The 24,848-nt window shown below is 40.3% G+C and carries 21 protein-coding genes and 1 tRNA gene; 13 read left to right on the top strand and 9 right to left on the bottom strand.

Annotated features, from left to right (window positions below; genetic code table 11):
- The first annotated feature begins 88 nt into the window (after positions 1–88).
- Positions 89–298, top strand: a complete 210-nt coding sequence (locus CLV96_RS03225) for a hypothetical protein (RefSeq protein ID WP_004788926.1) — start codon at positions 89–91, stop codon at positions 296–298.
- 23 nt (positions 299–321) lie between these two features.
- Here CLV96_RS03225 and CLV96_RS03220 read toward each other — a convergent pair whose 3' ends face one another.
- The 3 genes from CLV96_RS03220 to pdhA are packed head-to-tail and all read right to left on the bottom strand — an operon-like array spanning position 322 to position 3,644.
- A complete protein-coding gene (locus CLV96_RS03220) occupies positions 322–1,671 on the bottom strand; it encodes a pyruvate dehydrogenase complex dihydrolipoamide acetyltransferase (RefSeq protein ID WP_004788942.1) in 1,350 nt (449 codons plus the stop codon).
- An 11-nt stretch (positions 1,672–1,682) separates the two neighbouring features.
- Complete coding sequence (locus CLV96_RS03215; RefSeq protein WP_004789122.1) at positions 1,683–2,657, bottom strand: pyruvate dehydrogenase complex E1 component subunit beta; 975 nt, start codon at positions 2,655–2,657, stop codon at positions 1,683–1,685.
- Positions 2,658–3,644, bottom strand: coding sequence for a pyruvate dehydrogenase (acetyl-transferring) E1 component subunit alpha (gene pdhA / locus CLV96_RS03210; protein WP_004789007.1), 987 nt, complete (start codon positions 3,642–3,644; stop codon positions 2,658–2,660).
- Positions 3,645–3,749: 105 nt separating this feature from the next.
- On the opposite strand from pdhA, the gene CLV96_RS03205 reads away from it, so the two are divergent.
- Positions 3,750–5,033, top strand: a complete 1,284-nt coding sequence (locus CLV96_RS03205) for a hypothetical protein (RefSeq protein ID WP_004788421.1) — start codon at positions 3,750–3,752, stop codon at positions 5,031–5,033.
- Between the two features lie 54 nt (positions 5,034–5,087).
- On the opposite strand, the gene CLV96_RS03200 is transcribed toward CLV96_RS03205, so the two are convergent.
- Both CLV96_RS03200 and fbp read right to left on the bottom strand, forming a co-directional pair.
- On the bottom strand, positions 5,088–5,336 hold the full coding sequence (locus tag CLV96_RS03200) for a hypothetical protein (protein ID WP_004788645.1): 249 nt from the start codon (positions 5,334–5,336) through the stop codon (positions 5,088–5,090).
- Between the two features lie 89 nt (positions 5,337–5,425).
- A complete protein-coding gene (gene fbp / locus CLV96_RS03195; RefSeq protein ID WP_004789088.1) occupies positions 5,426–6,460 on the bottom strand; it encodes a class 1 fructose-bisphosphatase in 1,035 nt (344 codons plus the stop codon).
- A gap of 105 nt (positions 6,461–6,565) precedes the next feature.
- Between fbp and CLV96_RS03190 the strand changes: the two genes are divergently transcribed.
- From CLV96_RS03190 to CLV96_RS03165, 6 genes are all read left to right on the top strand, one after another.
- Positions 6,566–7,390 (top strand): hypothetical protein, encoded by an 825-nt coding sequence (locus tag CLV96_RS03190; protein ID WP_004789291.1) that lies wholly within the window; start codon positions 6,566–6,568, stop codon positions 7,388–7,390.
- A gap of 87 nt (positions 7,391–7,477) precedes the next feature.
- Positions 7,478–7,696 carry a 30S ribosomal protein S21 gene (gene rpsU / locus CLV96_RS03185; protein ID WP_002973784.1) on the top strand — a complete coding sequence of 73 codons (219 nt, stop codon included), beginning with the start codon at positions 7,478–7,480 and terminating at the stop codon, positions 7,694–7,696.
- A 19-nt stretch (positions 7,697–7,715) separates the two neighbouring features.
- A complete protein-coding gene (locus CLV96_RS03180) occupies positions 7,716–8,171 on the top strand; it encodes a GatB/YqeY domain-containing protein (RefSeq protein ID WP_004788774.1) in 456 nt (151 codons plus the stop codon).
- Between the two features lie 12 nt (positions 8,172–8,183).
- Positions 8,184–9,995, top strand: a complete 1,812-nt coding sequence (dnaG, locus tag CLV96_RS03175; protein WP_004788467.1) for a DNA primase — start codon at positions 8,184–8,186, stop codon at positions 9,993–9,995.
- Between the two features lie 16 nt (positions 9,996–10,011).
- Positions 10,012–11,784, top strand: a complete 1,773-nt coding sequence (gene rpoD / locus CLV96_RS03170; RefSeq protein ID WP_004788359.1) for an RNA polymerase sigma factor RpoD — start codon at positions 10,012–10,014, stop codon at positions 11,782–11,784.
- A 114-nt stretch (positions 11,785–11,898) separates the two neighbouring features.
- Positions 11,899–12,951 carry an NADase-type glycan-binding domain-containing protein gene (locus CLV96_RS03165; RefSeq protein ID WP_085985992.1) on the top strand — a complete coding sequence of 351 codons (1,053 nt, stop codon included), beginning with the start codon at positions 11,899–11,901 and terminating at the stop codon, positions 12,949–12,951.
- A 36-nt stretch (positions 12,952–12,987) separates the two neighbouring features.
- Here CLV96_RS03165 and CLV96_RS03160 read toward each other — a convergent pair whose 3' ends face one another.
- On the bottom strand, positions 12,988–14,595 hold the full coding sequence (locus CLV96_RS03160; RefSeq protein WP_004788933.1) for a glycerol-3-phosphate dehydrogenase/oxidase: 1,608 nt from the start codon (positions 14,593–14,595) through the stop codon (positions 12,988–12,990).
- A gap of 97 nt (positions 14,596–14,692) precedes the next feature.
- Between CLV96_RS03160 and tyrS the strand changes: the two genes are divergently transcribed.
- Together tyrS and CLV96_RS03150 are read left to right on the top strand one after the other, a co-directional pair.
- Entirely contained in the window at positions 14,693–15,919 is a 1,227-nt protein-coding gene (gene tyrS, locus CLV96_RS03155) for a tyrosine--tRNA ligase (protein WP_004788962.1), read from the top strand.
- Between the two features lie 71 nt (positions 15,920–15,990).
- On the top strand, positions 15,991–17,181 hold the full coding sequence (locus CLV96_RS03150) for a polysaccharide deacetylase family protein (RefSeq protein ID WP_004788696.1): 1,191 nt from the start codon (positions 15,991–15,993) through the stop codon (positions 17,179–17,181).
- A gap of 139 nt (positions 17,182–17,320) precedes the next feature.
- Here the strand turns inward: CLV96_RS03150 and CLV96_RS03145 are convergent, their stop codons facing one another.
- The 3 genes from CLV96_RS03145 to CLV96_RS03135 form a co-directional block, all read right to left on the bottom strand.
- The gene (locus tag CLV96_RS03145; RefSeq protein ID WP_004788844.1) at positions 17,321–20,584 is read right to left on the bottom strand and encodes an efflux RND transporter permease subunit; all 3,264 of its coding nucleotides are present in this window, start codon (positions 20,582–20,584) and stop codon (positions 17,321–17,323) included.
- Positions 20,585–20,611: 27 nt separating this feature from the next.
- A complete protein-coding gene (gene def / locus CLV96_RS03140; protein ID WP_004788577.1) occupies positions 20,612–21,151 on the bottom strand; it encodes a peptide deformylase in 540 nt (179 codons plus the stop codon).
- Positions 21,152–21,265: 114 nt separating this feature from the next.
- Positions 21,266–21,338 (bottom strand) — tRNA-Ala (locus tag CLV96_RS03135).
- Positions 21,339–21,413: 75 nt separating this feature from the next.
- Here CLV96_RS03135 and CLV96_RS03130 point away from each other — a divergent pair.
- Genes CLV96_RS03130 through CLV96_RS03120 form a run of 3 tightly spaced genes read left to right on the top strand, consistent with a single transcriptional unit; the run spans position 21,414 to position 24,815 of the window.
- Positions 21,414–21,725, top strand: coding sequence for a hypothetical protein (locus CLV96_RS03130; RefSeq protein WP_004788640.1), 312 nt, complete (start codon positions 21,414–21,416; stop codon positions 21,723–21,725).
- Between the two features lie 4 nt (positions 21,726–21,729).
- The gene (locus tag CLV96_RS03125; protein WP_004789210.1) at positions 21,730–24,477 is read left to right on the top strand and encodes a SpoIIE family protein phosphatase; all 2,748 of its coding nucleotides are present in this window, start codon (positions 21,730–21,732) and stop codon (positions 24,475–24,477) included.
- On the top strand, positions 24,474–24,815 hold the full coding sequence (locus tag CLV96_RS03120) for an STAS domain-containing protein (RefSeq protein WP_004788898.1): 342 nt from the start codon (positions 24,474–24,476) through the stop codon (positions 24,813–24,815). The genes CLV96_RS03125 and CLV96_RS03120 overlap by 4 nt, the downstream gene beginning before the upstream one ends.
- Positions 24,816–24,848: the final 33 nt, after the last annotated feature.

Raw genomic sequence — 24,848 nt, 5'->3', positions numbered from 1 at the left:
CTTACGTAATGAGACAAAATTTTCTAAAGGTCTCATAAATTCGTACGATACCCTTTGTAAGTTACAAAGATAAGGGAAACAAAACCAGATGGACAAAGCTCACAAATTTAAAAGTACACTCGAAAGATACATCCACTACCGAGGAATCGATATCGTTCTTCACCTCAAAGACGGACAAAGCATTGAACTCGATAAAAACCGCCAAATGATGGACGATGTAGTGATCGGGAATTTAGCGAGTGGTGTTGTGCGCATTCCCGTCGCTGACATCCAAAGTGCCGATTTTTTCGCTGCTTAAAACTCACCTCACCTACTAAAGAATCAAATCACAGCCGCCAAAAGGTTTGGCTGTTCTAAAAGACTTTTTAGGGTTCTTAGGAATTCGGCCCCGACGGCACCATCGATCACTCGGTGGTCGCAAGAAAGGGTCAGAGACAAAACCCGGCCTGCTACCACGGCCCCGTTTTCCACAACCGGTTTGTCTTCCACAGATCCAACTGCTAGGATTCCACTTTCTGGTTCATTGATGATGGCTGTGAACCGACTGATCCCATACATTCCCAAATTGGAAATGGTAAAGGTCCCATTGGAAAATTCTTCGGGTTTCAGTTTTCGTTCGCGAGCTCGTTTGGCTAGTTCCTTTACCTCACGAGAAATTTCTAAAATGGATTTCCCATCTGCATTACGGATAACAGGTGTTAATAATCCTCCATCCAAAGAAACGGCAATCCCTACATCCACTCGACCAAATTGTAAAATAGAGTCCCCTTGGAAACTGGCGTTTACTTTAGGATGAAGCTTTAGGGCAGTGGCAGTGGCTTTCACTATGATATCGTTTAGGCTGACCTTCACTTGTAATTCTTGGTCCAAATGTTTTTGGAATTCCGAGAGTTCTAAACGAAAGGATTCCATTGCTTTTGCATTCACATCCACATTCAAATAGAAGTGGGGGAGATTTTGTTTGGATTCGGTCAAACGTTTGGCAATGGTTTTACGCATTCCGTTTAAGGTGACCACTTCATCGGCACGAGAAGGTCCGACCGAGGATGACCGGGAACTCTTACCTTTGTTTAATGTATCCAGTACATCATTTTTGGTGATCCGACCTTCGGGTCCTGTTCCAATGACAGTGTGTAAATCGATTCCGTTTTCAATGGCAATGGACTTAGCCAAAGGAGAAGCAAGGACACGGAGTCCTCCTCGGTTTGGAGAAACTCCCACACTAGTTCCATTTTCTTTAGGAGTTTGTGTTTGGGGTAGCACGCTTGTGGAAGGGCTCTCTTTTGTTGGAGATCCTACGGCAACCGGTTCTACCTTGGCAGCGGTAGGCGTTAGATTTAGATTTTCCTTCGAAGCCACTGCTTGTGTGGATGGGCTTGGTGCCGATGCACTTTTTTGTGGAATTCCTGCGAGGAGAGTTGATACATCTTCGCCGGGTTTTCCTATCACAGCCAAGGCTTCACCTACTTTGAGTTTGGCGCCTTCGGTATGTAGGATTTTCAAAATCACTCCTGTTTCAAAGGCTTCCATTTCCATCACCGCTTTGTCTGTTTCTACTTCAGCAATGATGTCACCGGGAGAAACAGAATCTCCTTCTTTTTTCAACCATTTCACAATGGTACCTTCTTCCATCGTAGGAGAAAGTTGGGTCATTTCTTGAATTTTTGCCATTGTTTGTTCTCCTACTGTAACATCTCTCGGATGGTATCGGCAACTCTTGTTGCATTGGGCAAACTCATTCGTTCTAAGTTGGCAGCGTAAGGCATGGGTACATCCATTTGTGTGACTCGTTCTACTGGATGGTCAAGGTAAGCAAATGCATTTTTTTGGATGAGGTAAGCAATCTGGGCTCCAAATCCGGCGACTGGCCATCCTTCTTCCACAACCACAGCGCGGTTTGTTTTTTTGACCGATTCGTAGATGAGATTTTCATCTAACGGGCGTAAACTGCGTAGGTCCACAATCTCCACAGAGATTCCTTCTTTTTCTAAGATGGCTGCGGCTTCTTCTGCAAAACCAAGGGCTCTTGACCAAGTCACAAGTGTGATGTCTGTTCCTTTTCTTTTGATTTCACCAAGACCTAAAGGAATTGTGTATTCTTGTTCCGGGACTTCTCCTTTGGAACCGTATAACACTTCCGATTCGATAAAAATTGTGGGGTTATTGTCTCTGATGGATGACTTGAGCAGGCCATAGGCATCCTTCGGTGTGGCAGGACAAACGACTTTAAGTCCAGGACAATGTGCATACCACGATTCAAATGCTTGCGAGTGTTGGGCACCGAGCCTTCCTCCCGCACCACCGGCACCACGAAAAACAATCGGCATGGGAAATTGTCCCCCACTCATATAATTCATCTTAGCTGCTGAATTGATGATTTGGTCAATGGCTACAAGAGAAAAGTTCCAAGTCATAAACTCAATGATGGGACGTAGGCCGACCATTGCCGAACCCACTCCAATCCCGGCAAATCCATTTTCGGAAATAGGGGTGTCGATCACACGTTCCTCTCCGAACTTATCAAGCATTCCTTGGGAAACTTTATAAGCTCCTTGGTAATGTCCAACTTCTTCTCCCATCAGGTAAATCAATGGATCTTTTTCCATCTCTTCCACCATGGCTCGGTTGAGTGCTTCTCTATATGTTAGGATGGCCATTTATTTATCCTCGGCATACACATACTTGTGTAATTGGGAAAGGGGAGGTTCTGGTGAAGTCTCTGCATACTGATAAGCTTCATCAATTTGTGTTTGGATGTCTAAATCCATTTTATCTAATTCTTCTGTTTTGATCCCACCTAATTCTAGTTCATGTCTTGCACGCATGAGAGGGTCTTTCTTTTTATAAGCATCCAATTCTTCTTTGGTTCTGTATTTGGCAGGGTCGGACATCGAATGCCCTCGAAAACGATATGTAGAAACTTCGATAAGAGTTGGTCCTTCACCGCGCCTTGCTCGTTCTACAGCCACTTGGACATGGTCTCTTACCTTTCTCACTTCATCCCCTTCGATATGATCCCGAGCCATGTCATAAGCATAAGCTCTCACGGAAACATCTTTGACTGCAAGAGCACGGTATTCGGGGGTTCCCATCGCATAATGGTTGTTTTCGCAAATAAACACAACCGGGAGTTTCCAAATGGCAGCAAGGTTTAAACCTTCATGAAAGGAACCAATATTGGCAGCACCTTCTCCGAAAAAACAAATGGTAACCGAATCTTCTTTTTTAAATTTGGAAGCAAAAGCAATCCCAGCGGCAAGAGAGATATGGCCACCCACAATTCCATGCCCACCCATAAAATGAGCGTTACGATCGAAAAAGTGCATCGAACCGCCGTTACCTTTTGATATACCCGTTCCTTTTCCAAATAACTCTGCCATCAGAGGTTTGGGACTTAGTCCCCTTGCCAATGCATGGCCGTGGTCTCTATATGTGGAAACAATATAGTCATTCGGTGTAAGGGCCGCAATGGAACCAACACCCACAGCCTCTTGGCCGATGTACAAATGTAAAAAACCGCCAATCTTTCCTACACTATAGGCTTTGGCAGCGGCTTCCTCAAACTTTCGTATAAGTACCATTTGTCTGTAGAACTCTTTCAACTCGCTCACTGATTGTGAGTCTTTTGGGATAGAAGAAACCAACGAGAACCTCCAAAACGACTAAAAAACTACACTATTTAGACGCAGAAGGAAAGCAAAAATCTTGCTCTCAGAAGGATCGTAGAAGACAGTTTCCTTAGGACATTTATGAAAATTACGAATGCGGGAATTGAATTCTTAGAATTCAATGAATTTAAAAATTTTGCTGTTGATTATGATTTGTTAGGTTCTGTATCTCTTAGTGAACCAGTCGTCGACAAAAACGGTAGTATTCTGATCAAAGAAAAAGTGGCGATCAAGGAAAACGTTTTAAAGAAACTAGAAGGTATGGAGGGAAACTACATTCCTTCCTTTAAGTTAGCAATGTCCAAAGACTTGATGCGGATGCTTCGAATGGTCCTTTCGAAAGCAATCTTAAGTCGAATTGAAGACAGGTCCAACGAGTTTATTTTTCACCTTTATGAGCAGAATGCAGAACGAATGGCAAGTCTCAAGGGGATCATACAAAATTCATTTTATTCCAAGTCACTGGCTTTATCTTTTTTTCGTGTCCTCCTCAATCACAAAGAGTTTTTTAATCATCTTGCTGACTTTGGTCTTTTGAGTTTAGGTTCGGTCATCCAAAAACAATATGGATTTAAGATGGTCAACCGGTTCAGCTTCTTAGCTGGCCTTTGCGCTGACATTGCAGTATCGAAGGAAGGTTTGTATAAACAAAGTTTTTTTGGTTCTTCTTTAACTTCTGCGGTAAATCTTTCACTGGAAATTGCTAGAAAACTTAACCTACCAGAAGAAGTGATCAGTGCGATCAACAACCATGGTTCCAATGGATTTGAAATTCCAGGAGTGGTTCCTGCCACAGTAAACATAGATGACCTTCGCAAACACCAATTGAATCAAGATTTATTGGCTGGTAGTGGGATGGAAGATGATGCCAGCGACGATGAAGAGGAGGCCGGTGAGTATGCTGATGACACTGCCGAAGTCACGCTGGATGCATTGAAAATTGCTCGTTATATCATGGAGAATTTAAAGGTTACTTCTGATAAGGAACATGTGTCGGAAAAACTTCTCGTGATGTTTACCTACAATGCAGAGAAGGGACTTTTCCGAAAGGATCTTGCGGATCCAATGATCGATCGATTCAAAGAATTTGACCAAGCAATCAAACGCATTCGTACCATTGCAGAAATCGAAAACAAATGTAAGTTCCAAACTTCGGCCTGGGCCTATCCCAAACCAAAGGCAGCACAAATTTTATGCCGAGACAAAAATTACCAATGCCCTTGGATTGTGAATGGTTGGGACTTAAGAATCATTTCACCACAGGACCCTTTTGGTCATATTGGGACTTCGCTCGACGTAGGAACTTATCCGAAATGTGCTTTAGAGGAAGAACTGCATGCTAAGATTAAGTATACGGATAGTTAGAAAATAAAAAACCAACCGAAACTTCGGTTGGTTTTCTTTTACAGAAAAAGATGATTAGAAACCTGCTGGTTTTTTAATGTCTTTTGTTGCGTCTTTGATCGCGCCTGCTGCTGCTTTTTTAGCTTCTGCTTCTGCAGTTTTTACTGCTGCATCTACTTTTTTCTCTACTTCAGTAGTTACTTTTTTCGCTGCATCTTCAACAGATTCCATTTTTTCTTCAACAACTGGCTCTTCTTTTTTGCAGAATGCAAGTCCAGAAGCCATAGTCACACCAAGAATTAAAACGAGTAGTTTTTTATTCATTGAAAGTTCTCTCCTAAAATCTTTTAATTCAGCCAAAACTAATAGAATATCATTTCCATTGAAAGAAATTTCTGTATTGGTTTTGAAAATTATGGCTTAGGAACAAATGTAAGGAATTCTTCTACTTCCTTTTTGCTACCAATAATGAGCGTTGTTCTTTCATGGAGATCTTTCGGAGTCAGATCAAGGATTCTCTCTCCCTTCACCGTTACCGCCATACCGCCTGCCTGTTCTGCGATATAGGCCATGGGGGCTGCTTCGTACAACAAACGGAGTTTTCCATTGGGATACTTGGAAGACTTTGTATCATTTGGATAAAGGAAAATTCCTCCTTTTAGAAGGTTTCTATGGAAATCCGCCACGAGAGAACCGATATAACGGGCTGTTTTTGGTTTTTTTCCTCCTTCGATGGATTTGATCTTTTGGAGGTAGGCTTGTACTTCCGGAGACCAATAGGAGGCATTTCCTTCATTGGCAGAATAAATGTCCCCAGATTCGGGCATTTGCATATTGGGATGTGAGAGTAAAAATTCGCCTACGCTTGGATCTAAGGTAAATCCGGAAACACCCTTTCCTGTGGAAAGGACAAGCATTGTGGAAGAACCATAAATAATATAACCGGCACAGCGTTGTAAGTGGCCCTGTTGTAATAAATCTTTTTCGTTTCCAGGTTCTTTGGAATTAGGTTCTAACCTTTGGTGGATAGAGAAAATGGTCCCAATCGATACATTTGTGTCGATGTTAGAGGATCCGTCCAAAGGATCGATTGCCATCGTGTATTTTCCAATATTGTATCCACCAGGAATGGGGATGATGTGTTCGTGTTCTTCGCTGGCAAGGACACAAAGATGACCACAAATTTTTAGGGACTGGTTAAAGGCATTGTCTGCATATTGGTCCAGTTTCATTTGGGTTTCTCCCTGAACGTTCGTATCGTCCGTGGCTCCGAGAATATCATCTAAAAGCCCCGCTTTTCTGACTTCTCGACCAACAATTTTGGCGGCGTAGACGAGGTGGCTAAGAAGGGCAGTAAATTCTCCCGAAGCATGAGGGATTTTGAGTTGCTCTTCTAGAATGAATTGCGATAGAGAGATAAGTTTTTTTTGTTTCGGTGTTGCGTTCACAGGTTCCCCGAGTTGTTTTTACTCCATTTTGGGGGCATAACGCCAGGGGCAATCCTTTCTCCTTTTGATTGGCAAGGCCTGCGCCGATACTAAAACTAGATTCCGATGATAGATCCAACTCATGTAAGTCCATCTCCCTCCATGCAAATGACAGAATACCATTCCCGTAGGCTTGGCATTAGTTTTGCCAGTGTCGGTGCGCATTTGGGTTGGGTATATCTCTCCACTGAAATTGTTTATGAATTTGGCAGGACAGAAAAAGAGGAATGGCTAAGAAACCTTGTTTCCGGTCAAATGAGCGCTCTCGTTCGGGATCTGGATTTTATGGAACCTAAAGTACTTGGTAGTTTTTCGGAAGGGGGAAGGGATTTAAAAATCAATATCATGCGTCTTCCAGAAGGAGAAGTTCCAGTTTTTGTTCTTGTCGTTCAGGAAATTGAACCAGAACTTTCAAAACGAAATTGGGAAGACCTATCAAACCAAGTTTTGACTTTTTGTGCCACAGGGATCTCTCTTCGAGAAAAGAACCTTCTTGATTTTCCAACCATCATAGAGCCAATCCGGAAAAAAATTGACCGTTCTCTCAATCCGGATGTACCAGCGGGAGTGATTGCTTTTTTTCACCTCCAGGATCTCTCTCCATTTTTTAAACCTTTGGGAGTCGTCAAGAGCCAAGAGATCTTAAGGGAAGTGACGGCAACCCTGCATAAAGAAACAAAAGAAAATGAATTCAATTTCCAGTTGAACCCAAGGTCTTATTTCCTATTTTGCCCGGGAGAAACTCTCGATGGGGCAAACCACAGGTTCGGATCCCTTTACTTTCCTTCCAAACATTTGATTTTGGATTACAAATTGAAGATTTTTCCCATAGACCGGGAAATTTTAGCGGATGATTCGCAGTTTTCTTCCATTTTCATCGAAAATTTCTGATTTGTTTTTCGGCTGAATTGACAAATCAGGGCGGTTTCCGATACCGTCAAAACTAGACCATTTTTACAAAAGGACAGTTGTTTGTCTATGACCCCACAAGTAGGGATTTATTTAAAAGAAGGGGAATCCATCGAGGCTGCGCTTCGTAGGTTCAAAAGAGATTGTGCGAATGCAGGTATCATGAGCGAAATCAAACGTCGTGAATACTTCGAAAAGCCGAGTGTTGTCAAAAAAAAGGCAGTCGAGGCAGCGAAACGCAAACGAGACAAAAAGAAAAGACTATTTGCTAAAAAAGATAAACTGTAATCTTTAAGCCGGTTATCCAATGACCCTGCAAGAGACGATCAATACCGATCTAAAAACGGCATTAAAGGCCAAGGATGAAACAGTCCTCGGCACTTTGCGTCTCATCAAAGCAGAAATTCAATACGAATTAACCAAAACCGGTGCTTCCGAACTGACGGATACTGCTGTGATGCAGATCCTTAAATCCAATTTCAAACGAAGAAAGGACACGGCAGTCGAATACGACAAAGCCAATCGTCCCGATTTGTCAGTGAAAGAAATTCAGGAAGCAGAAGTCATCTTACGTTATATTCCGAAAGAAGTCTCCGAAGAAGAAATCTCAAAGGCTGTGAACGAGGCCATTGTGGAGTTGAATGCAAACGGGGCCCAGGATATGGGAAAGGTGATGGGTAAAGTAATGGCAAAATTTAAAGGACAAAATATAGACGGCTCCAAGGTATCCTCCCTCGCAAAACAAGCACTTAGCGCCAGTTAATACTGTTATACTGTGAATCCTTACCAAAGTTTTAAAGAAAGAGTTCGCAGAGAAGTCTCCATTGATTCTTATATCAACCGGTTTGTTCCTTTGCGTCGTATGGGTAGAAATCTTGTCGGAATTTGCCCGTTCCATAATGAAAAAACTCCATCTTTCAATGTAAACGCAGAAGGTGGATTCTACCATTGTTTTGGATGCAAAGCATCCGGTGATTTGTTTCGATTTGTAATGGACTACCAAAAGGTAGATTTTCTCAAATCTTTAGAAATCCTTTCTGACTATTCTGGAATTCCTCTTGTGGAAAGAACAAAGGAAGAAGAGGAATCGGAGCGAAAAAAAGAAGCCCTTTACCAAGTTTCCCAAAAAGCATTGGAATACTTTCAACGAAATTTAAATACCAGTGCTGGCGAAGTGGCTCTCAAATATTTAGAATCGCGTGGGATGTATACTGAAGATCTAAAGGTTTTTAAAATTGGATTTGGACTTCCTGGATTTGGAAATTTACGGCAAGATTTGTTTAAAACAGAAGCTGAAGTGAAATTAGGGGAACAGTTGGGACTCCTCAAAAGACAAGACCAAAATAGAGATCCTTATGACTTTTTTAGAAATCGCATTATGTTTCCGGTCATTGATACTCGTGGGCGAGTGATTGCCTTTTCGGGACGGATTCTTGGTGAATCAGAAGAAGCAAAATACATAAATAGTCCGAACTCCCTCATTTACGACAAAAGTCGTACGTTTTATAATTTGAATTTAGCCCAAGACAGCATTCGTAAAACTAGAGAGGCTGTCATCGTTGAAGGGGTGTTCGATGCCATTGGACTTTTTCGTAAAGGAATAGAGTTTGTGGTAGCACCGCTCGGAACTGGATTTACGGAAGGCCATGTGCGAATTCTCAAGAATATGGCGGACAAAGTGTACTTAATGATGGATTCTGATAAAGCAGGAACCAAAGGTGCTTTTCGTGCTGTAAATCTCCTTTCGAAGGAAGGTGTTGCGGTAAAAGTCTGTCATATCCCGGAAGGAAAAGATCCTTTTGATTATTCCCTTCATCATAACAAACAGGAAATTCGGGATCTACTCGAAGCAGCAGCTCCAGCTTCCCAATTTATGATTCGTGAAATCCTTGGTGGTGCTGGTCCTTCTTCTTTGGCAGAGGAAAAACAGGCCGGTGTCAAAAAACTTTTTGAATTCCTGAAACCCATGGAAAAGGAAACAGACAAACAAGTCTATTTAGAAGAGGGTGCACGCCAACTCGGGCTTTCATTTTCTTCGCTTTTTCAGGATTTTCGTGGTAAGCCAGGTGTAACTTCGACCCCCTCTGCGGTCGATACTAAAAAAGAACGGACACCTGCCAAACCTGGGAAAGTTTCTCCAGTTTTGGTTTGTGAACGTAAGATGATCGCAATGCTCATTCAGAATTTGGAACTGTTTAGTTTCGCTGATGATTTGTTGTCACTGGAGTTTCGAGATGAAGTATCTGCTTTTCTTTGGGACTATTTATATACGAAATACTTGCAGAATGAGAACTTAACAGCTGCAGAAATTCTTTCGAGGGAAGAGATTCCTTCGGAATACCTGGGAATGATTGCCGAACATTTTACGGCCGATGATTCGACAAGCCCAGGAACGTTTAAAGGGATGTTTCTTTACCATGCGGATTTGTTGGATGACGCAAGGATGGAAGAACTTGTCAAAGAGATGGCCAAACCTGATTTAACGATTGAAGAAAAGAACAATCTTTTGTCAGAACTTTCACTTTTAAAAAGTGAAAAAAATAAGAGATCCGTGTATCTCCGAACGATCCAAACGTTAGAAGTATAAAGAGGATAGAGGTAGAATGGAAAATCTAGCAAGCCTACCAGAAGTACAAAAGATCATCTCGATCGGAAAAGCAAATCGAGAGGTATCTTATGATGAAATTAATGAAATACTTCCGGATAAAATCTTAAATTCCGAAAAAATTGATGATGTCTTTACTTTGTTACACGAGATGGGGATTGAAATTGTAGAAGAGTATTCCAAAAAGTCTTTGGAAGAATCTAGTTCCCTCACGACAACAAAAGAAGAAACTACTAAGGAAACAAAAGAGAAACCTGCCCGTAAAAAAAGAGAGTCTAGTGTTTCTTCTAGTTCCGAAGATCCGATTCGCCTTTATTTAAAAGAAATTGGTAAAGTATCCCTTATCTCTGGGGAGACCGAAGTGTTCCTTGCAAAACGGATTGAGAAAGGTGAAAAGATCATCGAAGAAACAATCCTTAGTTCTTCCATATTACGCCAAAACTTTGCAAAACTAATCCCAAAAATAAAGTCCAAAAAAATCAAAGTTTATGACTTGGTAAAAGTGGACAAAATGTACGCTCTCAACCAAGAGCAAGCGGACAAATTAGAGAAAGTATTTTTTGAAAACATGGAACTCATCCAACAGGATGAAAAAGTTCTAAACGAATCTCAAAATCGTATTCGTAAATATTCTGAAAATTCAAAGAAGTTCAAAGAACTCAAAGAAAAAATTGATTTATCAACTGGTAAAATTGACGAAGCCATTCGCAAAATTGGTGTTTCTCAGAAAGAAATCCAAAAGATCTCTCAAAAGATCAAATCGATGGTATTCCGAGTTAAGGAAATTGAAAAACATTTCCTTAAAATCAAAGCCAAATACGGACATGATGTTCGTGAAATCAAAGCCCTCAACCGCTTCATCGAAAAAAATGAAAACCTAGATGAAATCGAAAAGATGATGGGATGTGACATTGATGAAGTTAGAGAAGTCATCAAAGACATTCGCAACAATGAAAGAAAACTCCGCCGTATGGAACAAGAAGCGGGTTCTCCTGTTGGCGAAATCAAAGACTGGGGCGAAAAAATCATCAAAGGGGAAAGAGAAATTGCACAAGCAAAACGAGAACTTGTGCGAGCAAACCTTCGTTTGGTGGTTTCCATTGCAAAACGATACGCCAATCGCGGAATGCATTTTTTTGATTTGATCCAAGAAGGAAACATTGGTCTCATTCGTGCTGTTGATAAGTTCGAATACAAAAAAGGTTATAAGTTTTCTACTTACGCCACTTGGTGGATCAGACAAGCCATCACACGTGCGATCTCTGACCAGGCACGAACCATCCGTGTTCCAGTTCACATGATCGAACAAGTGAATAAAGTGATCCGCGAAACACGTCTTTTCGTACAAGAATTTGGTCGTGATCCTTCCAATGATGAAATCGCTGAACGACTTGGTTGGCCTGTGCAAAAAGTAAAAGCAGTGAAGAACGTAGCAAGAGAGCCAATCTCTCTCGAGATTCCTGTGGGATCAGAAGAAGATTCTGAACTAGGTGATTTTATTGAAGACAAGGAAGTAATCTCTCCCCTGAACTCAGCGGCCTCTTCCATTCTTTCGGAACAAATCCGCCAGGTTTTGCAAACACTTCCAGCTCGGGAACAGAAGGTCATTCGGATGCGGTTTGGATTGGATGATGGGTATGCACAAACTCTCGAAGAAGTTGGATACCAATTTAAGGTAACTCGAGAGCGGATTCGTCAAATTGAAGCAAAAGCTCTTCGTCGTCTTCGTCACCCAAGTCGTTCGAAAAAACTCAAAGACTATATCGATTAAACAAATTTGTTTTTCGCTTGATTGGTCTTTCGAAGAGATTCATGGTTTTTAAATTCCATGGATCTCTTTTTTTTTCGTAAGACTCGAGTGTCACATCATGTTTTTTTTTCTGGTATGAATTTGATTCAGCTTGGATTTCTTTTATTCCTGTTTTCTCTTTTTTTTAGTTGCCATACCTCCGAAAAACAATTGGATTTTGGCCATACCCAAAGTGTTGGACAAATGAATCCTGAAGAACCATGGCGATTCAGTCCCGAGTTTGCTTTGGATGATAAAATTTCCACCGCATTTTGTGCGAACGCTAAAGAGTTCGGTTCTGGATTTACTCTCTATCTAAATTCCTATTCTCAATTTTCCGCCTTACGGATACTAAATGGATATCATAAATCGGCTAATGAATTAAAAACAAATGATTCCATTAAAAAACTTCGCCTCTCATCCTTTACGATGGAAACCAATGACCAAAAATCAAAGATGAAAATTGGTTCTACAATGGATTTAGAAATCGGAAAACCCAAGTTTGGAAAATCTGGATTTCAAGTTTTGGATTTGGATTCCAAATTCCAAGGGAATGTGATTCGTTTGGAAATTTTGGAAACCTATGGTTTGGGATCCACAGGACGTGTTTGTATTTCCGAGGTTCAGTTTGGAGAAATCCAAAATGACAAATTTTTATTCTATCCGTGGGTCTCCTTTGACAAAATCAAAAGAACCATTGAACAATTTGGTAAGGCTGAAAGGCATTTTGCTGGATTCAAACAATTGGTTTTGGCCAATGAAAAAGGAACCATTTCTTTTTATGACCAAGGTACCATCCTCCCTGTTTTTTTTAAGGCCGACCAAACCTTTAGTTTTTCAGAGATGTATGGGGAAGGTGACCCTTTAGGATTTTTACCTTCCATTGTGGGAACTTATACCATCCTTCAGTCTTCGGAAGAGGGACTAGAATTAAATCTAAGTTACTTCGATGGGGGTGGTATCGAACGAAACATATCTTGGATTTTCAAACGTGCTGAGGTGGGGGATGAAGATTATGAAAATTTCAAAACCAAACTAGGAACTCGATTCTCTGAAGTGTTTAATCCCAAAACGCATTTTCTGTTAGTGCTAAAAGAAAAGGAATCAGGAAGAACTTTTTATCACTACGAATTACCTAAACCAAAGTAGATTGGATGAATCATTCATCCAATCATGTTTTTTTTGTTAGGCGATTGTTTTCTTTAAGTCTTTGATATGACCGAGAAGTTCATTCAAAGAAGATTTTTTTTCTGTATCCTTCCAACCAAGTTCTTTTGCAAGAGCGTTCGCCACTGGAACGGCCAATGATTCTGCAAGTTTTAAATTCAAAAATACAACTCGCCACCTTCTGGAAAGGACATCGGTAACAGATAGTGCAAATTCCTTTTTTACAAAATGTTTGATTTCTTCGACAAAGTATCCGGTTCCTTTTTTGATCTCTTTTGGATTTTTACCTAAAATCAAAGGCACTTCGCCTCCAAAGGCATCCACCAAACGAACGGCAGTTTCGTACGAAAGATCATACATGGTTTGGATTTTTGCCACCAAATGTTTGGAATATCCATCTGCACCGGGAAAAGCGAAACTAGCGGTAACACAATTCATCTTAGCCGGAAGGTTTCCGACAGAGATAAGTTTATCAGTGAGGTCCTCCGCCATTTTCCGAAAGGTAGACCATTTTCCACCTGACATAGTGACAAGGCCAGAATCAGAAACGAGAATGGCTTCTTCACGCGAGATTGACTTTGTATCTTTTTTATCTCCTGTGGAAATGAGAGGACGGAGACCTGAAAATACGGATTCAATATCTGCTTTCGTTAGTTTGGTATCTAAATAATCATTTCCGGTCTTTAATAAAAATTCCACTTCGGATTGAAGAGGGAGAGGTTCTTCATCAATTTTTTGAATTGGGGTGTCTGTCGTTCCGAGAAGGACTTTTCCTTCCCAAGGAATTACAAAAACCACTCTACCATCGGCAGTTTTTGGAATGATCATTGCTGTGCGGCAAGGCAACTTTCCTTTATCGAAGACGAGATGGATTCCTTGGCTGGGAGCTAATACATTTTCTACTTTTGGATCATCCAGTTTGCGAAGAGAATCAATCCAAACTCCAGTGGTATTGGCAACAACCTTTGCTTTGATATTAATTTTCTTTTTGGTGATTAAGTCTTTGGCTGTGACACCTATGATTTTTCCATTATTATCTTTTAAGAAGGAAATGACTTCAATTCGTGAAAGGACGTCAGCACCATTTTCTTTGGCCGCTCTTACCGTTGTGACATTGAGTCTAGAATCATTGAACTGGGCATCGTAGTAAGAAATTCCACCTTTCAGTTTTTCTTTTTTGATGGAGGCAAAATAATCAATCGCAGTTGCTTTTGAAATCCTTTCATGTCCGGGAACTATGGATCTTCCTGCAAGGAGATCATACATCGTGAGTCCGATGGAATAAAATGGTTTTTCCCACCAAACATAGGTAGGCAAAACAAACTGAAGTGGTTTCACCAGATGAGGTGCATTGAAAAGAAGCCTTTTTCTTTCTGACAATGCTTCGTAGATGAGTTTAAAATGGAATTGGGCTAAGTAACGTACTCCCCCGTGTATGAGTTTTGTTGAACGAGAACTGGTTCCTGCTGAAAAATCTTGTTTTTCTAAAAGGGCTACCTTGTAGCCGCGTAAGGTAGCGTCGAGTGCTGTCCCGGATCCAGTGGCTCCTCCACCCAATACTAAGACATCGTAGTCCGTTGCTTCTAATTGTTTTAGTGTTTGTTTTCTTTCATCTAAATGATTCATAAGGGTTTTTACGTACTTTGGTGGTTGCCTATAGAGATTCTACGGTTAGTATTGTCAAAAGTCACCATTTCGACCATCGAAAATTTTTGAATTTGTTATGAAAACTGAAAGAGAATTGAACCAAGAATTAGATACCATACGCCGCGGAACTGTTGAGATTATCAGTGAGGCAGAGCTTTTAGAAAAGATCAAATCCAAACCTTCCCTTACCATCAAAGCGGGGTTTGATCCCACAGCTCCCGATTTACATTTGGGACATTTTGTTTTATTACGGAAATTGAAGCATTTTCAAGATCTAGGACATGAAGTTTGTTTTATGCTCGGTGATTTTACCGCTATGATTGGTGACCCAACTGGAAAATCAGAAACAAGAAAACGTCTTTCGAAAGAAGAGGTATTGGAAAATTCGAAGACCTACCAAAACCAAGTTTTTAAAGTTTTAGATCCCAAAAAAACGAAAATCGTTTATAATTCTCATTGGTGTTCGGAAATGAAGTTTGAAGATGTTTTGGTTTTAACATCGAAATATACTGTTTCTAGAATGTTAGAAAGAGACGATTTCACCAAACGTCACAAAGCAGGAACTCCTATCTCTATGATTGAATTTTTATACCCGCTTGTCCAAGGGTATGACTCGGTTGCGATGAGAGCAGATGTGGAACTTGGTGGAACGGATCAAAAGTTTAATATGTTAGTCGGTCGCGACTTACAAAGAGAATACGGACAAAAACCACAATCTGTCATTACCCTACCTCTACTTGTAGGACTTGATGGAGTAAAAAAAATGTCCAAGTCTCTCGGAAACTATGTTGGTGTCACAGAGAAACCCATTGACATGTATGGGAAAATCATGTCGATCTCCGATGACCTCATGTGGAATTATTTTGAGTTACTGACTGACCTTCCTGTTACGGAAATGGAAAAAAGAAAGGAAGGAATTCGTTCGAAAACCCTCCATCCGAAAGAAGTCAAAACGGAACTGGCTCTCCTTGTGATGGACCAACTCCATCCAGAAGAGGAAAACCGAAAAGCAGTGGAAGAGTGGACCGCCATTCACAATACAAAAAATAGAGCCTTACCTGATGAGATTCCCACAGAAACTTTGGATGCCAGTTATTTTTCTGAAAAACCACCACTTCTTGTTTATGTACTTTCGCAATTGAAATTCATTCCCAGTGTTTCGGAAGGGCGGAGACTCGTTCAGGCCGGCGGGTTGTATTTGGATGAAGAAAAAATCACTGATCCATCCCTTGTTTTAGAAAAGGGAAAAGAATATTTGATCCGCCAGGGAAAGAAAGGAAAATTTTTGAAGATAAAGACTTAAGGAATTCCTGTCTGTTTTAGAACGACAGGTCAAAATCCGATATTAGAGAATAAGGAAAACTAAGCACCCTCATGTCCCTCGATCCGACAAACGAAGAAAAGGAAATTCAAGATATTGTTCATGAACTTTCCCAGGACATCGAGAAAGACAGGCTGTTTGCAAAAAAACTCCGAAAGTTTGCCCTTATCTCTGCTCTGGCTTTTGTCGGAGTCACTGTCCTTGTTCTTTGTGGGTATTTACTGTATTTAAGCCTCAGTGTTACCAAACTTGAAACGGAAGTAAAAGAAAAAGAAAAGAATCTAAGGGAACTGGAACAATCTCTATTTTCTCTTATGTACCAAGAGCAGCTTCGTGAAGAATATGCGCTGGCGGGGGACACGGAACCGGATACGGAACTTGCAAAACAAGTCGAGGAGAACATTCAGTTTTTAAAAGAAGTAAGCCAAAATTCGAAAGGCCGAAATATCCTACGGGGGAATGAATCTCAAAAAGAAATTGCTCTTACCTTTGATTTAGCAACTGGAGAGGAACTTCCCGTTTTATACAATTATATCAAAGATCATAAAATCAAAGTGACTCTCTTTCTTTCGAATGAAAGACCATCTGACATCAATGGTTCTTTTTTTATTCGGAATAATCTGGATTATATTAAAAAAATGGCAAAAACAGGATCGGTGGAATTTGGAAACCACACTTGGTCCCATTTTAATTACCAAAGATCTGTAACAGAAACCTCATTAAAAAAGAGATTGGTTCTTGAGTATTTATCCAAATCAGTTTTGGATCTCCCTCGTATGGCAGAAGAGTTAAAACGCGTGGAAGATACTTTCTATTCACTCACCAAACAGGATTTAAAGAAATACTATCGTCTTCCTTATGGAGCCCTTAGCCAATTGATTTTGGATGCTCATGCAAGTCTTGGTTATACCGACCATATTATGTGGTCCAATAATTCAAAAGGTTCTTTGGATTTACCAGATTATATCAGCAAACAATTTCTATATAAAAAAACAACCAAAGGGAAAAAGGAAGTGGTTCGTAATCCTCATTACAAAACAGGTGAGGAAACCTTAACTTTTTTAGACAACTGGGAAAAAGCAGATCCGAATGGTATGAACGGTGCCATCATCCTTATGCATTTAGGTGGGCCAAGAAAATTTGATAAATTGATTTATATCCTTCCTACCTTCATTGAACGAATGAAGGAAAAAGGATATAAGTTTGTGACTCTTTCTGAAGTTTTAAATGATAAGAAGGATTAAATTCTAAGAAAGTATTTTCCTAAAGCACAGTTAGTTTCTAAATTTTGCAGTTTTCAAATTAGTTTTTCATAAACTAGATTCTTCGGTTTACTGCTGAGAATTCAATCAAATTGCAGTAAACCATTGAATAGTCTTTCTCTTAAGCCAATCCTTTCTTTCTCGATTGTCTTGATTGGAATTTTGCCACGGCCCAATCCTTAAACGTATAAAGGTTGAGATAAAATACCGGCACCATAATGAGTGTGATAAAGGTAGCAAAAGCAAGTCCCCATCCAAATGCCAAAGCCATAGGAACAAGGAATGGGTCTTTTCCTCCGATTCCATAAGCTGTAGGGAGAAGACCGAGAACTGTTGTAACTGTTGTTAGCATAACTGCCCTTAGTCGAATGCTGCCTGCTTCCACTAATAACTCAAAAGTGGATTTGTTTGGGTTTTCCAATCGTAATTGGTTTGCGCAATCCACAAGGACAATGGAGTCATTGACGACCACCCCCGCAAGTCCAATGATTCCAAGAAAGGCGAGGAAGGAAAATGGTTGCCCATGGAGTAAAAAAGCAAAAATCACCCCAATGACGGCAAAAGGAATGGCACTCATAACGATGAGTGGTTGGGCCAAGGACCGGAAAAGTGAGGCAAGGATCATATAGATGATGAGAAGACCCACAAGGAAAGCTCTCCCGAGAGATGCCATTGATTCTTCTGTATCCTTGTTTTCTCCTGAAAATCGAACTGAATATCCGGGGTATTTTGTTATGATTCCTTCAGTCAGTTTTTTTGCCTCTAAATTGACCTGTCTTGATGTAGAAATAGTCTCATCAATATTGGATGTTACGGTTAACAGTCGTTTGCCGTCTAAATGGTTGATGGAAGCACGTCCCGGATTTCTGTCATAACTTGTCAGCCTTGAGACTGGAATTAAGTTGCCTGTTAGGTTATTGACATAGACTTTGTTTAGGTGTGTAAGGGAAGAACGGTATTCTTCCGGAAAACGAACTCGAACATCTACTTCTTCATCAGCACGTTTGATTTTTGTGGAAACTGTCCCTTGTAAGGCAGTATTAATAGCAAGTGAAACCGATTGAACACTCACACCAGCAAAGGAAGCTAGTGTTTCATCTACCGATACTCGGATTTCATCTTTCCCTTCGTTAAAATCATCCCCAATATCTGTGACTCCATTGATTTTTGCAAGGGCTGCTTTGTATTCAGCACCAATTTTGAGTAAAGTAGCAAAGTCATCTCCTTTGATTTCAATGGCAACAGGTTTTCCCACAGGAGGTCCACCAGCTAGTTTTTCAAATTCTAGGTTAACAAGTTTTCCTTTTAATGGAAGAAATTCTTTTGGGGTTTCTGAAATTTGAATTGGTTCTTCATCTTTTTTGCCTAGATTTTCTTTTGCTAGTTTTTCTTCTAATAGCTGTAGGGCCTTCTCATTTAACATGAATTTGGTGTTTTGGCGAACGACTTCGATGATCTTTTCAGTTGATCTTTCTCTTTTGTCATCTGGGGTTAAATACACCATCACTTGCGCATAATTTTTTCCCCGTTTGGTGAAAGGATCATTGGGATCTTTTTGGATGATACCCACTCTTGAAATATAATTTTCTACTTCTCCTTCCGGTAGTTTCCCTACTGCATCTTCAATGACACGAATGAATCTGTCTGTTTCTTCTAGTTTTAATCCAGTTTCTGCAGTGACTCTGACTTGGAAGGTTTCAATTGCTCCAGGAAACAATTTGAATTTTCCGAATTTTACTTGGATCGCAATCGAAAAAACAAATAACCCCATAAGGAGTCCTACCATCTTCCAACGGTTTTTTAGTGCAAAACTTAAGAGAGGTAAATAGGTTCTTTCTTTGAACTTCACAAACCAGTGGGATTCTTCTTTGACTTCTCCTTTCATATCACTTGCTTTACTAACATCGTATAAGTGAGAAGGCAACATAAAGAAGGCTTCAAAAAGGGAACTACATAGAGATAAAATCACAACTAGGGGAATGGAGTGGATAAACTTTCCAAAAATCCCCGTCATGAATAACATTGGTCCGAATGCTGCAATCGTTGTTGTGACTGTGGCAGTAACGGGTGCGAGTACTTCGCTTGTTCCGCGCATCGCTGCTTCAAATGGTTCTTCTCCCATTTCCAAATGGCGGTAAACGTTCTCACAAATGATGATGGCATCATCCACCAAAATCCCCACAACAATGATAAGACCCATCATCGAGATTAAATTTAAAGTTAATCCCATATAATTCATAGCAACAAAGGTCATTGCGATGGAGATAGGAATTCCGAGCGCAGTCATCAGAGCCATTCTCCAACCGAGAAAGACAAATAAAGATGCTGTCACGAGAAATAGTCCAGATACGGCGTTAGAAGTTAAAACCCCAAGGCGTCTTCGAATGTATTTAGATAAATCATTTACAAAGGCATGTTTGACGGTTCCGCCTGTGGACTTTATGAATTCTTCTACAACTTGTTTTGAGTCGTCAACAACTGTGATGGCATCTGCTTTTTCTCTTTTGATAACGGTAAGAGCAATGGCAATATCACCATTGGATTTGTCCAAATATTCCGAGTCTTCAAAACCTTCAGTGACACGAGCGACATCACGAATTCGTACAGAACGTCCGGCATCGTTTGAGCGAACAAATACATTTTCAATTTCTTCGGCTGTATCAAATTCTCCTACAGTGCGAACGATGATTTCTCTTGTTCTTTCGTTGATATTACCGCCGGGGAAGTTGATGTTTCGTAGTCGGAGGGCATTGATTACATGAGTGGATGAAAGAGACAGAGCTCTCAGTTTGTCTGGATCTAGGTCCACTTTCATTTCCCGTTCTCGCCAACCTCGTTTGGTTATCCTTGCAACAGAAGGGAGGTCTTTTAATTTTTCTTCTAAAATTTTTGCCTGGTCTCTAAGTTCCTTTGCATTTAACAGAGGTTTACCGTTTTTTGATGTAGAAGATAAATGGATTTCGATTACAGGTTGTCTTGCTGTTGTAATTTCTGTGACGATGGGATCATCCACATCTTCCGGTAGATCTTGGATTCGATCAATGGCAGACTTTAAATCATCGACTACCTTTTGTGTGTTTTTTGTATTTGGGTCAATGGTAATGATGATTCCAGATCTGTTTTCTAAAGAAGCTGAGCGGAATTCTTTGATTCCATCTACTTCTTTGATCGCATCTTCTAATGGTTTTGTGACTAATTTTTCTACATCGGCTGGTGCTGCACCAGGATAAACCGTTGTAACACTAACAATATCAAAGTTGATATTGGGAAATGCTTCGCGATTCATTGTGGCAGCTGTAAATCCACCGACAAGAATAATCAAAAAGGTAAGTAGGTTTACGAATAAACTCTTTGAAAGAAAATACTGAACGATGGATGTGCCCATAAAACTCCTTTAGGAGAAACAAACTAATTAATCTAACAATTTACCTGCAGTATCAATGTCTTCGTTATAACCGAATAACTTCGTACTTTTGAGGCGATCTACATAAAGAACTCCGAACAAGTGATCGCACTCATGTTGTAATACGATGGCTCGATAACCAGTAATGATTTCTTCGTGTTCTACAAAATTTTCATCACGCCATTTCATTCGAATTTTATCTGGTCTTTCTACAAACCCACGCATTCCAGGAACAGATAAACAACCTTCCCAAAAACCTTCCCCTGGTGGAGAGAGTGGAGTGATCTCTGGATTTAAAATGATTTGGTTAGGAACTTCTGGAGTACCAGGATACCTTCCATTGTCATCATCCTGGCCTACAACAACCAACTTTTTCATGACACCAATTTGGGGGGCAGCAAGGCCTACACCTTCTGCATGACGCATCGTTTCAAACATATCTCGAATCAGTTTTTTAAAATCCTTGGTTTGGATTTCTGATTCAGTTACGTCTTCGCTCGTTTGACGGAGTAAGGGATTGCCAATCTTGAGGATTTTTCTAACAGCCATAATCTAATATGGAATAGATTGAAAAAGGTCACTGATTGATCAAGTGATCTCCTATCCAAATGAAAAAGAATTTGACAGGGGAGGCTTTGAACAGTGAAATTCCGGGAGGGATTTTGGAGACGAGGGGAATCGAACCCCCGACCTTTTGAATGCCATTCAAACGCTCTCCCAACTGAGCTACGTCCCCTTGTGCTAATCCAAGGTGGGTGACTGCGTTTGTCTGTCAACAGAATCCTAAAATGGCTAAGGAACCAGAGATGCTATGGGACAAGATACGGTAGAAGAACTGACTAAAAAATTGAAAATCCAATCGGATATCATCAAAGGCTACGAAAAAGTTCTCAGATTAAACGAACAAGAATTAGCCAATGCCGATGAAATCATTCGTATGTACGAACAAATCATCGATTATTCTCGGATGGAGCTTAGAGAGGCAAAGGAAACGGTGCAGGCCAGTTCGATGGTTTCCAATCTCAGTCGGGACGAACTAATGTCTGCCTTTGACAAAATTAAGTCTTTGGAAGATGCCAATCGAAAATTAAGAGAAGAATCATTAAAATTTAACAAAGATTAAACAATTGAAACCAAGCTCTCTTCCGCCGATCATCCGAAAAAATGAAGAAGGCGGATTCTATCTCTCCTCCTCTACCGAACTGGATGACCTGTATCATTTTATTCTGGGTCAAGCGAAACGACTCGTCTCGGCGAAATCAGCAGCATTTTATTTTAAAAACCAAAGGGGAAACCTCAGTCGGTTTGGAGTGGTTAGTGATAAATCTAGTGCGGGTTCCATTGCAAAACATGTTTTTAAAACCAAAAAAAGTATTCTGGTTAAAAAAGGATCTCACTTAAAAGATTCGGACGGCCCCGTTGCGGATTCATATATTGCCTGTTATGTGGGGGATGAGATAGGGGACTTAGCACTAGGAGTTTTGGTGCTAGAGGGAATCAAACATTTCCAAAATTTTTCCGAACAAGATTTGGACTTAATCAACTATTTTAGCGCCAATTTAAATGCGCTTTTAAAAGATACAGTCCTTTCGGAAGCAGAACCAGAGTTTTTTAATTCTCTTACTACTTCCATTCTTCTTTTGATCGATAACGCCAATATTCATAACAATAACAATCGCCTTCAATATTTTTTAGAAGAGATCATTCGTGTTTCTGTTCTTATTAATACCAGCGTGGATTTGGAACAAGTTCTTGTGATGGTGATGGAATCCGCAAAATTAGTATTTCGAACGGAAGCCAGCTCCTTGTTATTATTAGATGATAAAAAGGAATATCTTGTTTTTCATACAGTAACTGGTGAAAAAAGAGAAGAGGTATCGAAAATCAAGGTACCGGTGGGTCAAGGGATAGCGGGAACGGTTGCTGTTACCAAACAACCCATGATCATTAATGATGCACAAAATGACAACCGTGTCTTTCGGGATGTAGACAAAGCCTCTAATTTTATTACCAGAAATATTTTAGCAAGTCCACTCATTGTGGGAGACGAAGTGATCGGAGTCATTGAAGCGATCAATACTATTGACAGAAATAATTTTAGTCAGGATGATATTGATACATTTTTGTCTTTTTCCAGTGCTTGTGCCGTTGCCATCCAAAAAACAAGACTTCTCGATAACCTGAATGTCACAAACCTCGAACTCAAACAAAAATTAAGCACACTTGAATCCATTTTCGATTTGGGACAAGCCGTACTAGAATCGCATGATGAACTTGGACTTATGTCCAAAACTCTGAGTATTCTCACCAAAGAATTGTCATGCGAAGATGCGGGTATGGTCATCATTGAGGAAAAAAATAAAAACCGAATCCAAGTGTATGCTAGACAACTTGGCATTGTCCGGGAGTCTTTTTTCCCGATGCAGGAAAGCCGCCTTTTCCTTAGCCTTATGGAATCAGGAAATCCTCGAATGGCTGTGGTATCTCCACAATTAGAGGAATCATTTTTAGAATTAGAATTTTATACCTTAAAGAAAAACTTTTTGATTTTGCCAATTGCCCCACGAGGGGGAAACTTACGTGCGGCACTTTATGTCAGTGGAAAACAATCGGCTCATTCCTTTAACGAAACAGACCTTCGGATGTTAAAAACACTGTCTTCTCCTTTGGCAAAGGCCTATGAAAACCTTCGTTTGAATCAGGAAATCATTACCAAAAAATCGATCGAAAAAGAAATCGAAATTACAAGAAAAATTCAAAATAACATTCTTCCCAATTCACTCATTCAATCCCCACTTTTTGATTTGGGAGTGATGTCTGTTGCCGCCAAAGAAGTGTCAGGTGATTTTTATGATTTCCATTCTTTTGGAGATGACCAGTTTTCATTTTTAGTTGCTGACGTTTCAGGAAAAAGTTTACCTGCCGCTATTTTTATGGCTATGTCTAGTTCCATCATTCGAACACTTTCCCGGACCACGGATCTTTCTCCTTCTGAACTTTTGTTTCGCGCAAACCAATTAATTTATGAGGATTCCCAGTCGGGCATGTTTGTGACTTTATTTTTAGTCAATTACCAAAGACGCACTCGAACATTGAAATTTGCCTCAGCCGGACACAATGATCAAATTTGGATTCGTAGTGATGGAAGTTTTGAACTTCTAAAAGGAAAGGGTGCACCTCTCGGTGTGGTCCCTCAAACCAATTACCAGGGAGGCGAGATCCAAATTGAACCGGGTGATATTTTGGTTTTTTATACCGATGGTGCCATTGAGGAGAAAAACCCCGATGAAGAAGAATATGGTTTGGATCGATTTGTAGAATTTATCATCCAACGAAGGCACGATTCGTCTCAAGATATCGTTGAGGCTGTTTACGGTGACATTCGAAAGTTTTCGCGGTCGGAAGAACAATACGATGACTTTACTGTGATGATCTTAAAATTTGCAGAAGTGTCTAGCTTCGAAATTTCGAAAGTTTTTCCTGCCCATCCAGATGAAATCCCTCACTTACGAGATTTTATTTCTGAACATTTAGAGGGTAAAATCACAAAACCTTTTGCTTTCGACGATATTCTGATATCTTTGGATGAAGCAGCGACCAATATAGTCATGCATAGTTACAAGAATACGGAACTAACTCATCCTAGTTTCGAATGTAAGTTGGAACTCCTTGGCGACAATCTAAAAGTTGTACTCATTGACGAAGGAAAACCCTTCGATAGAAAAAAAGTTCCTAAACCATCCGTGGAAGCCAATTTAAAAGGCGAACGGAAGGGTGGATTTGGCGTTTATCTGATGGAGACTCTGATGGACAAAGTGTCCTATGACTTTAACGGGAAACAAAACATAACCTATTTGGAGAAAACGATCGTATGAACGAAGATAAAATTGGAATCCATTCGGAAGAAGTGGGAGACAAGGTAGTTGTTCACGTCCAAGGCAATTTGGATGTACACAACACACATAAAATTGAAAAGGATTTGATGGCTCTCGTGAGTGCCGCAAGAAAACCAGTTGTTTTCAATTTGAGTGACGTTCCCTTTATCTCTTCTGCGGGACTTCGGTTGCTCGTCACAACACTTCGCCTTTGCCAAGAACAAAAAATCAGTATTTCTATCTGTGGTCTTCAACCCGCAGTTGAAAAAGTATTCGATATCATCGGAATGCAGCAGCTATTTACAATTTATCCTGATTTAGACTCTGCTCTGAAGTAAAAATCACTTTTCTAAGTGATCCTAAACAAAACA

The sequence above is a fragment of the Leptospira meyeri genome, from assembly GCF_004368965.1.
GTDB lineage: Bacteria > Spirochaetota > Leptospiria > Leptospirales > Leptospiraceae > Leptospira_A > Leptospira_A meyeri.
This window is presented reverse-complemented; position numbering and strand designations above follow the sequence as displayed.

What these genes read in the sequence shown, in the direction of transcription:
- CLV96_RS03225 (WP_004788926.1), top strand. Translation starts at nt 89, where the DNA reads ATGGACAAAGCTCACAAATTTAAAAGTACACTCGAAAGATACATCCAC.
- CLV96_RS03220 (WP_004788942.1), bottom strand. Translation starts at nt 1,671, where the DNA reads ATGGCAAAAATTCAAGAAATGACCCAACTTTCTCCTACGATGGAAGAA.
- CLV96_RS03215 (WP_004789122.1), bottom strand. Translation starts at nt 2,657, where the DNA reads ATGGCCATCCTAACATATAGAGAAGCACTCAACCGAGCCATGGTGGAA.
- CLV96_RS03205 (WP_004788421.1), top strand. Translation starts at nt 3,750, where the DNA reads ATGAAAATTACGAATGCGGGAATTGAATTCTTAGAATTCAATGAATTT.
- CLV96_RS03200 (WP_004788645.1), bottom strand. Translation starts at nt 5,336, where the DNA reads ATGAATAAAAAACTACTCGTTTTAATTCTTGGTGTGACTATGGCTTCT.
- CLV96_RS03190 (WP_004789291.1), top strand. Translation starts at nt 6,566, where the DNA reads ATGATAGATCCAACTCATGTAAGTCCATCTCCCTCCATGCAAATGACA.
- rpsU (WP_002973784.1), top strand. Translation starts at nt 7,478, where the DNA reads ATGACCCCACAAGTAGGGATTTATTTAAAAGAAGGGGAATCCATCGAG.
- CLV96_RS03180 (WP_004788774.1), top strand. Translation starts at nt 7,716, where the DNA reads ATGACCCTGCAAGAGACGATCAATACCGATCTAAAAACGGCATTAAAG.
- rpoD (WP_004788359.1), top strand. Translation starts at nt 10,012, where the DNA reads ATGGAAAATCTAGCAAGCCTACCAGAAGTACAAAAGATCATCTCGATC.
- CLV96_RS03165 (WP_085985992.1), top strand. Translation starts at nt 11,899, where the DNA reads ATGAATTTGATTCAGCTTGGATTTCTTTTATTCCTGTTTTCTCTTTTT.
- CLV96_RS03160 (WP_004788933.1), bottom strand. Translation starts at nt 14,595, where the DNA reads ATGAATCATTTAGATGAAAGAAAACAAACACTAAAACAATTAGAAGCA.
- tyrS (WP_004788962.1), top strand. Translation starts at nt 14,693, where the DNA reads ATGAAAACTGAAAGAGAATTGAACCAAGAATTAGATACCATACGCCGC.
- CLV96_RS03150 (WP_004788696.1), top strand. Translation starts at nt 15,991, where the DNA reads ATGTCCCTCGATCCGACAAACGAAGAAAAGGAAATTCAAGATATTGTT.
- CLV96_RS03145 (WP_004788844.1), bottom strand. Translation starts at nt 20,584, where the DNA reads ATGGGCACATCCATCGTTCAGTATTTTCTTTCAAAGAGTTTATTCGTA.
- def (WP_004788577.1), bottom strand. Translation starts at nt 21,151, where the DNA reads ATGGCTGTTAGAAAAATCCTCAAGATTGGCAATCCCTTACTCCGTCAA.
- CLV96_RS03130 (WP_004788640.1), top strand. Translation starts at nt 21,414, where the DNA reads ATGGGACAAGATACGGTAGAAGAACTGACTAAAAAATTGAAAATCCAA.
- CLV96_RS03120 (WP_004788898.1), top strand. Translation starts at nt 24,474, where the DNA reads ATGAACGAAGATAAAATTGGAATCCATTCGGAAGAAGTGGGAGACAAG.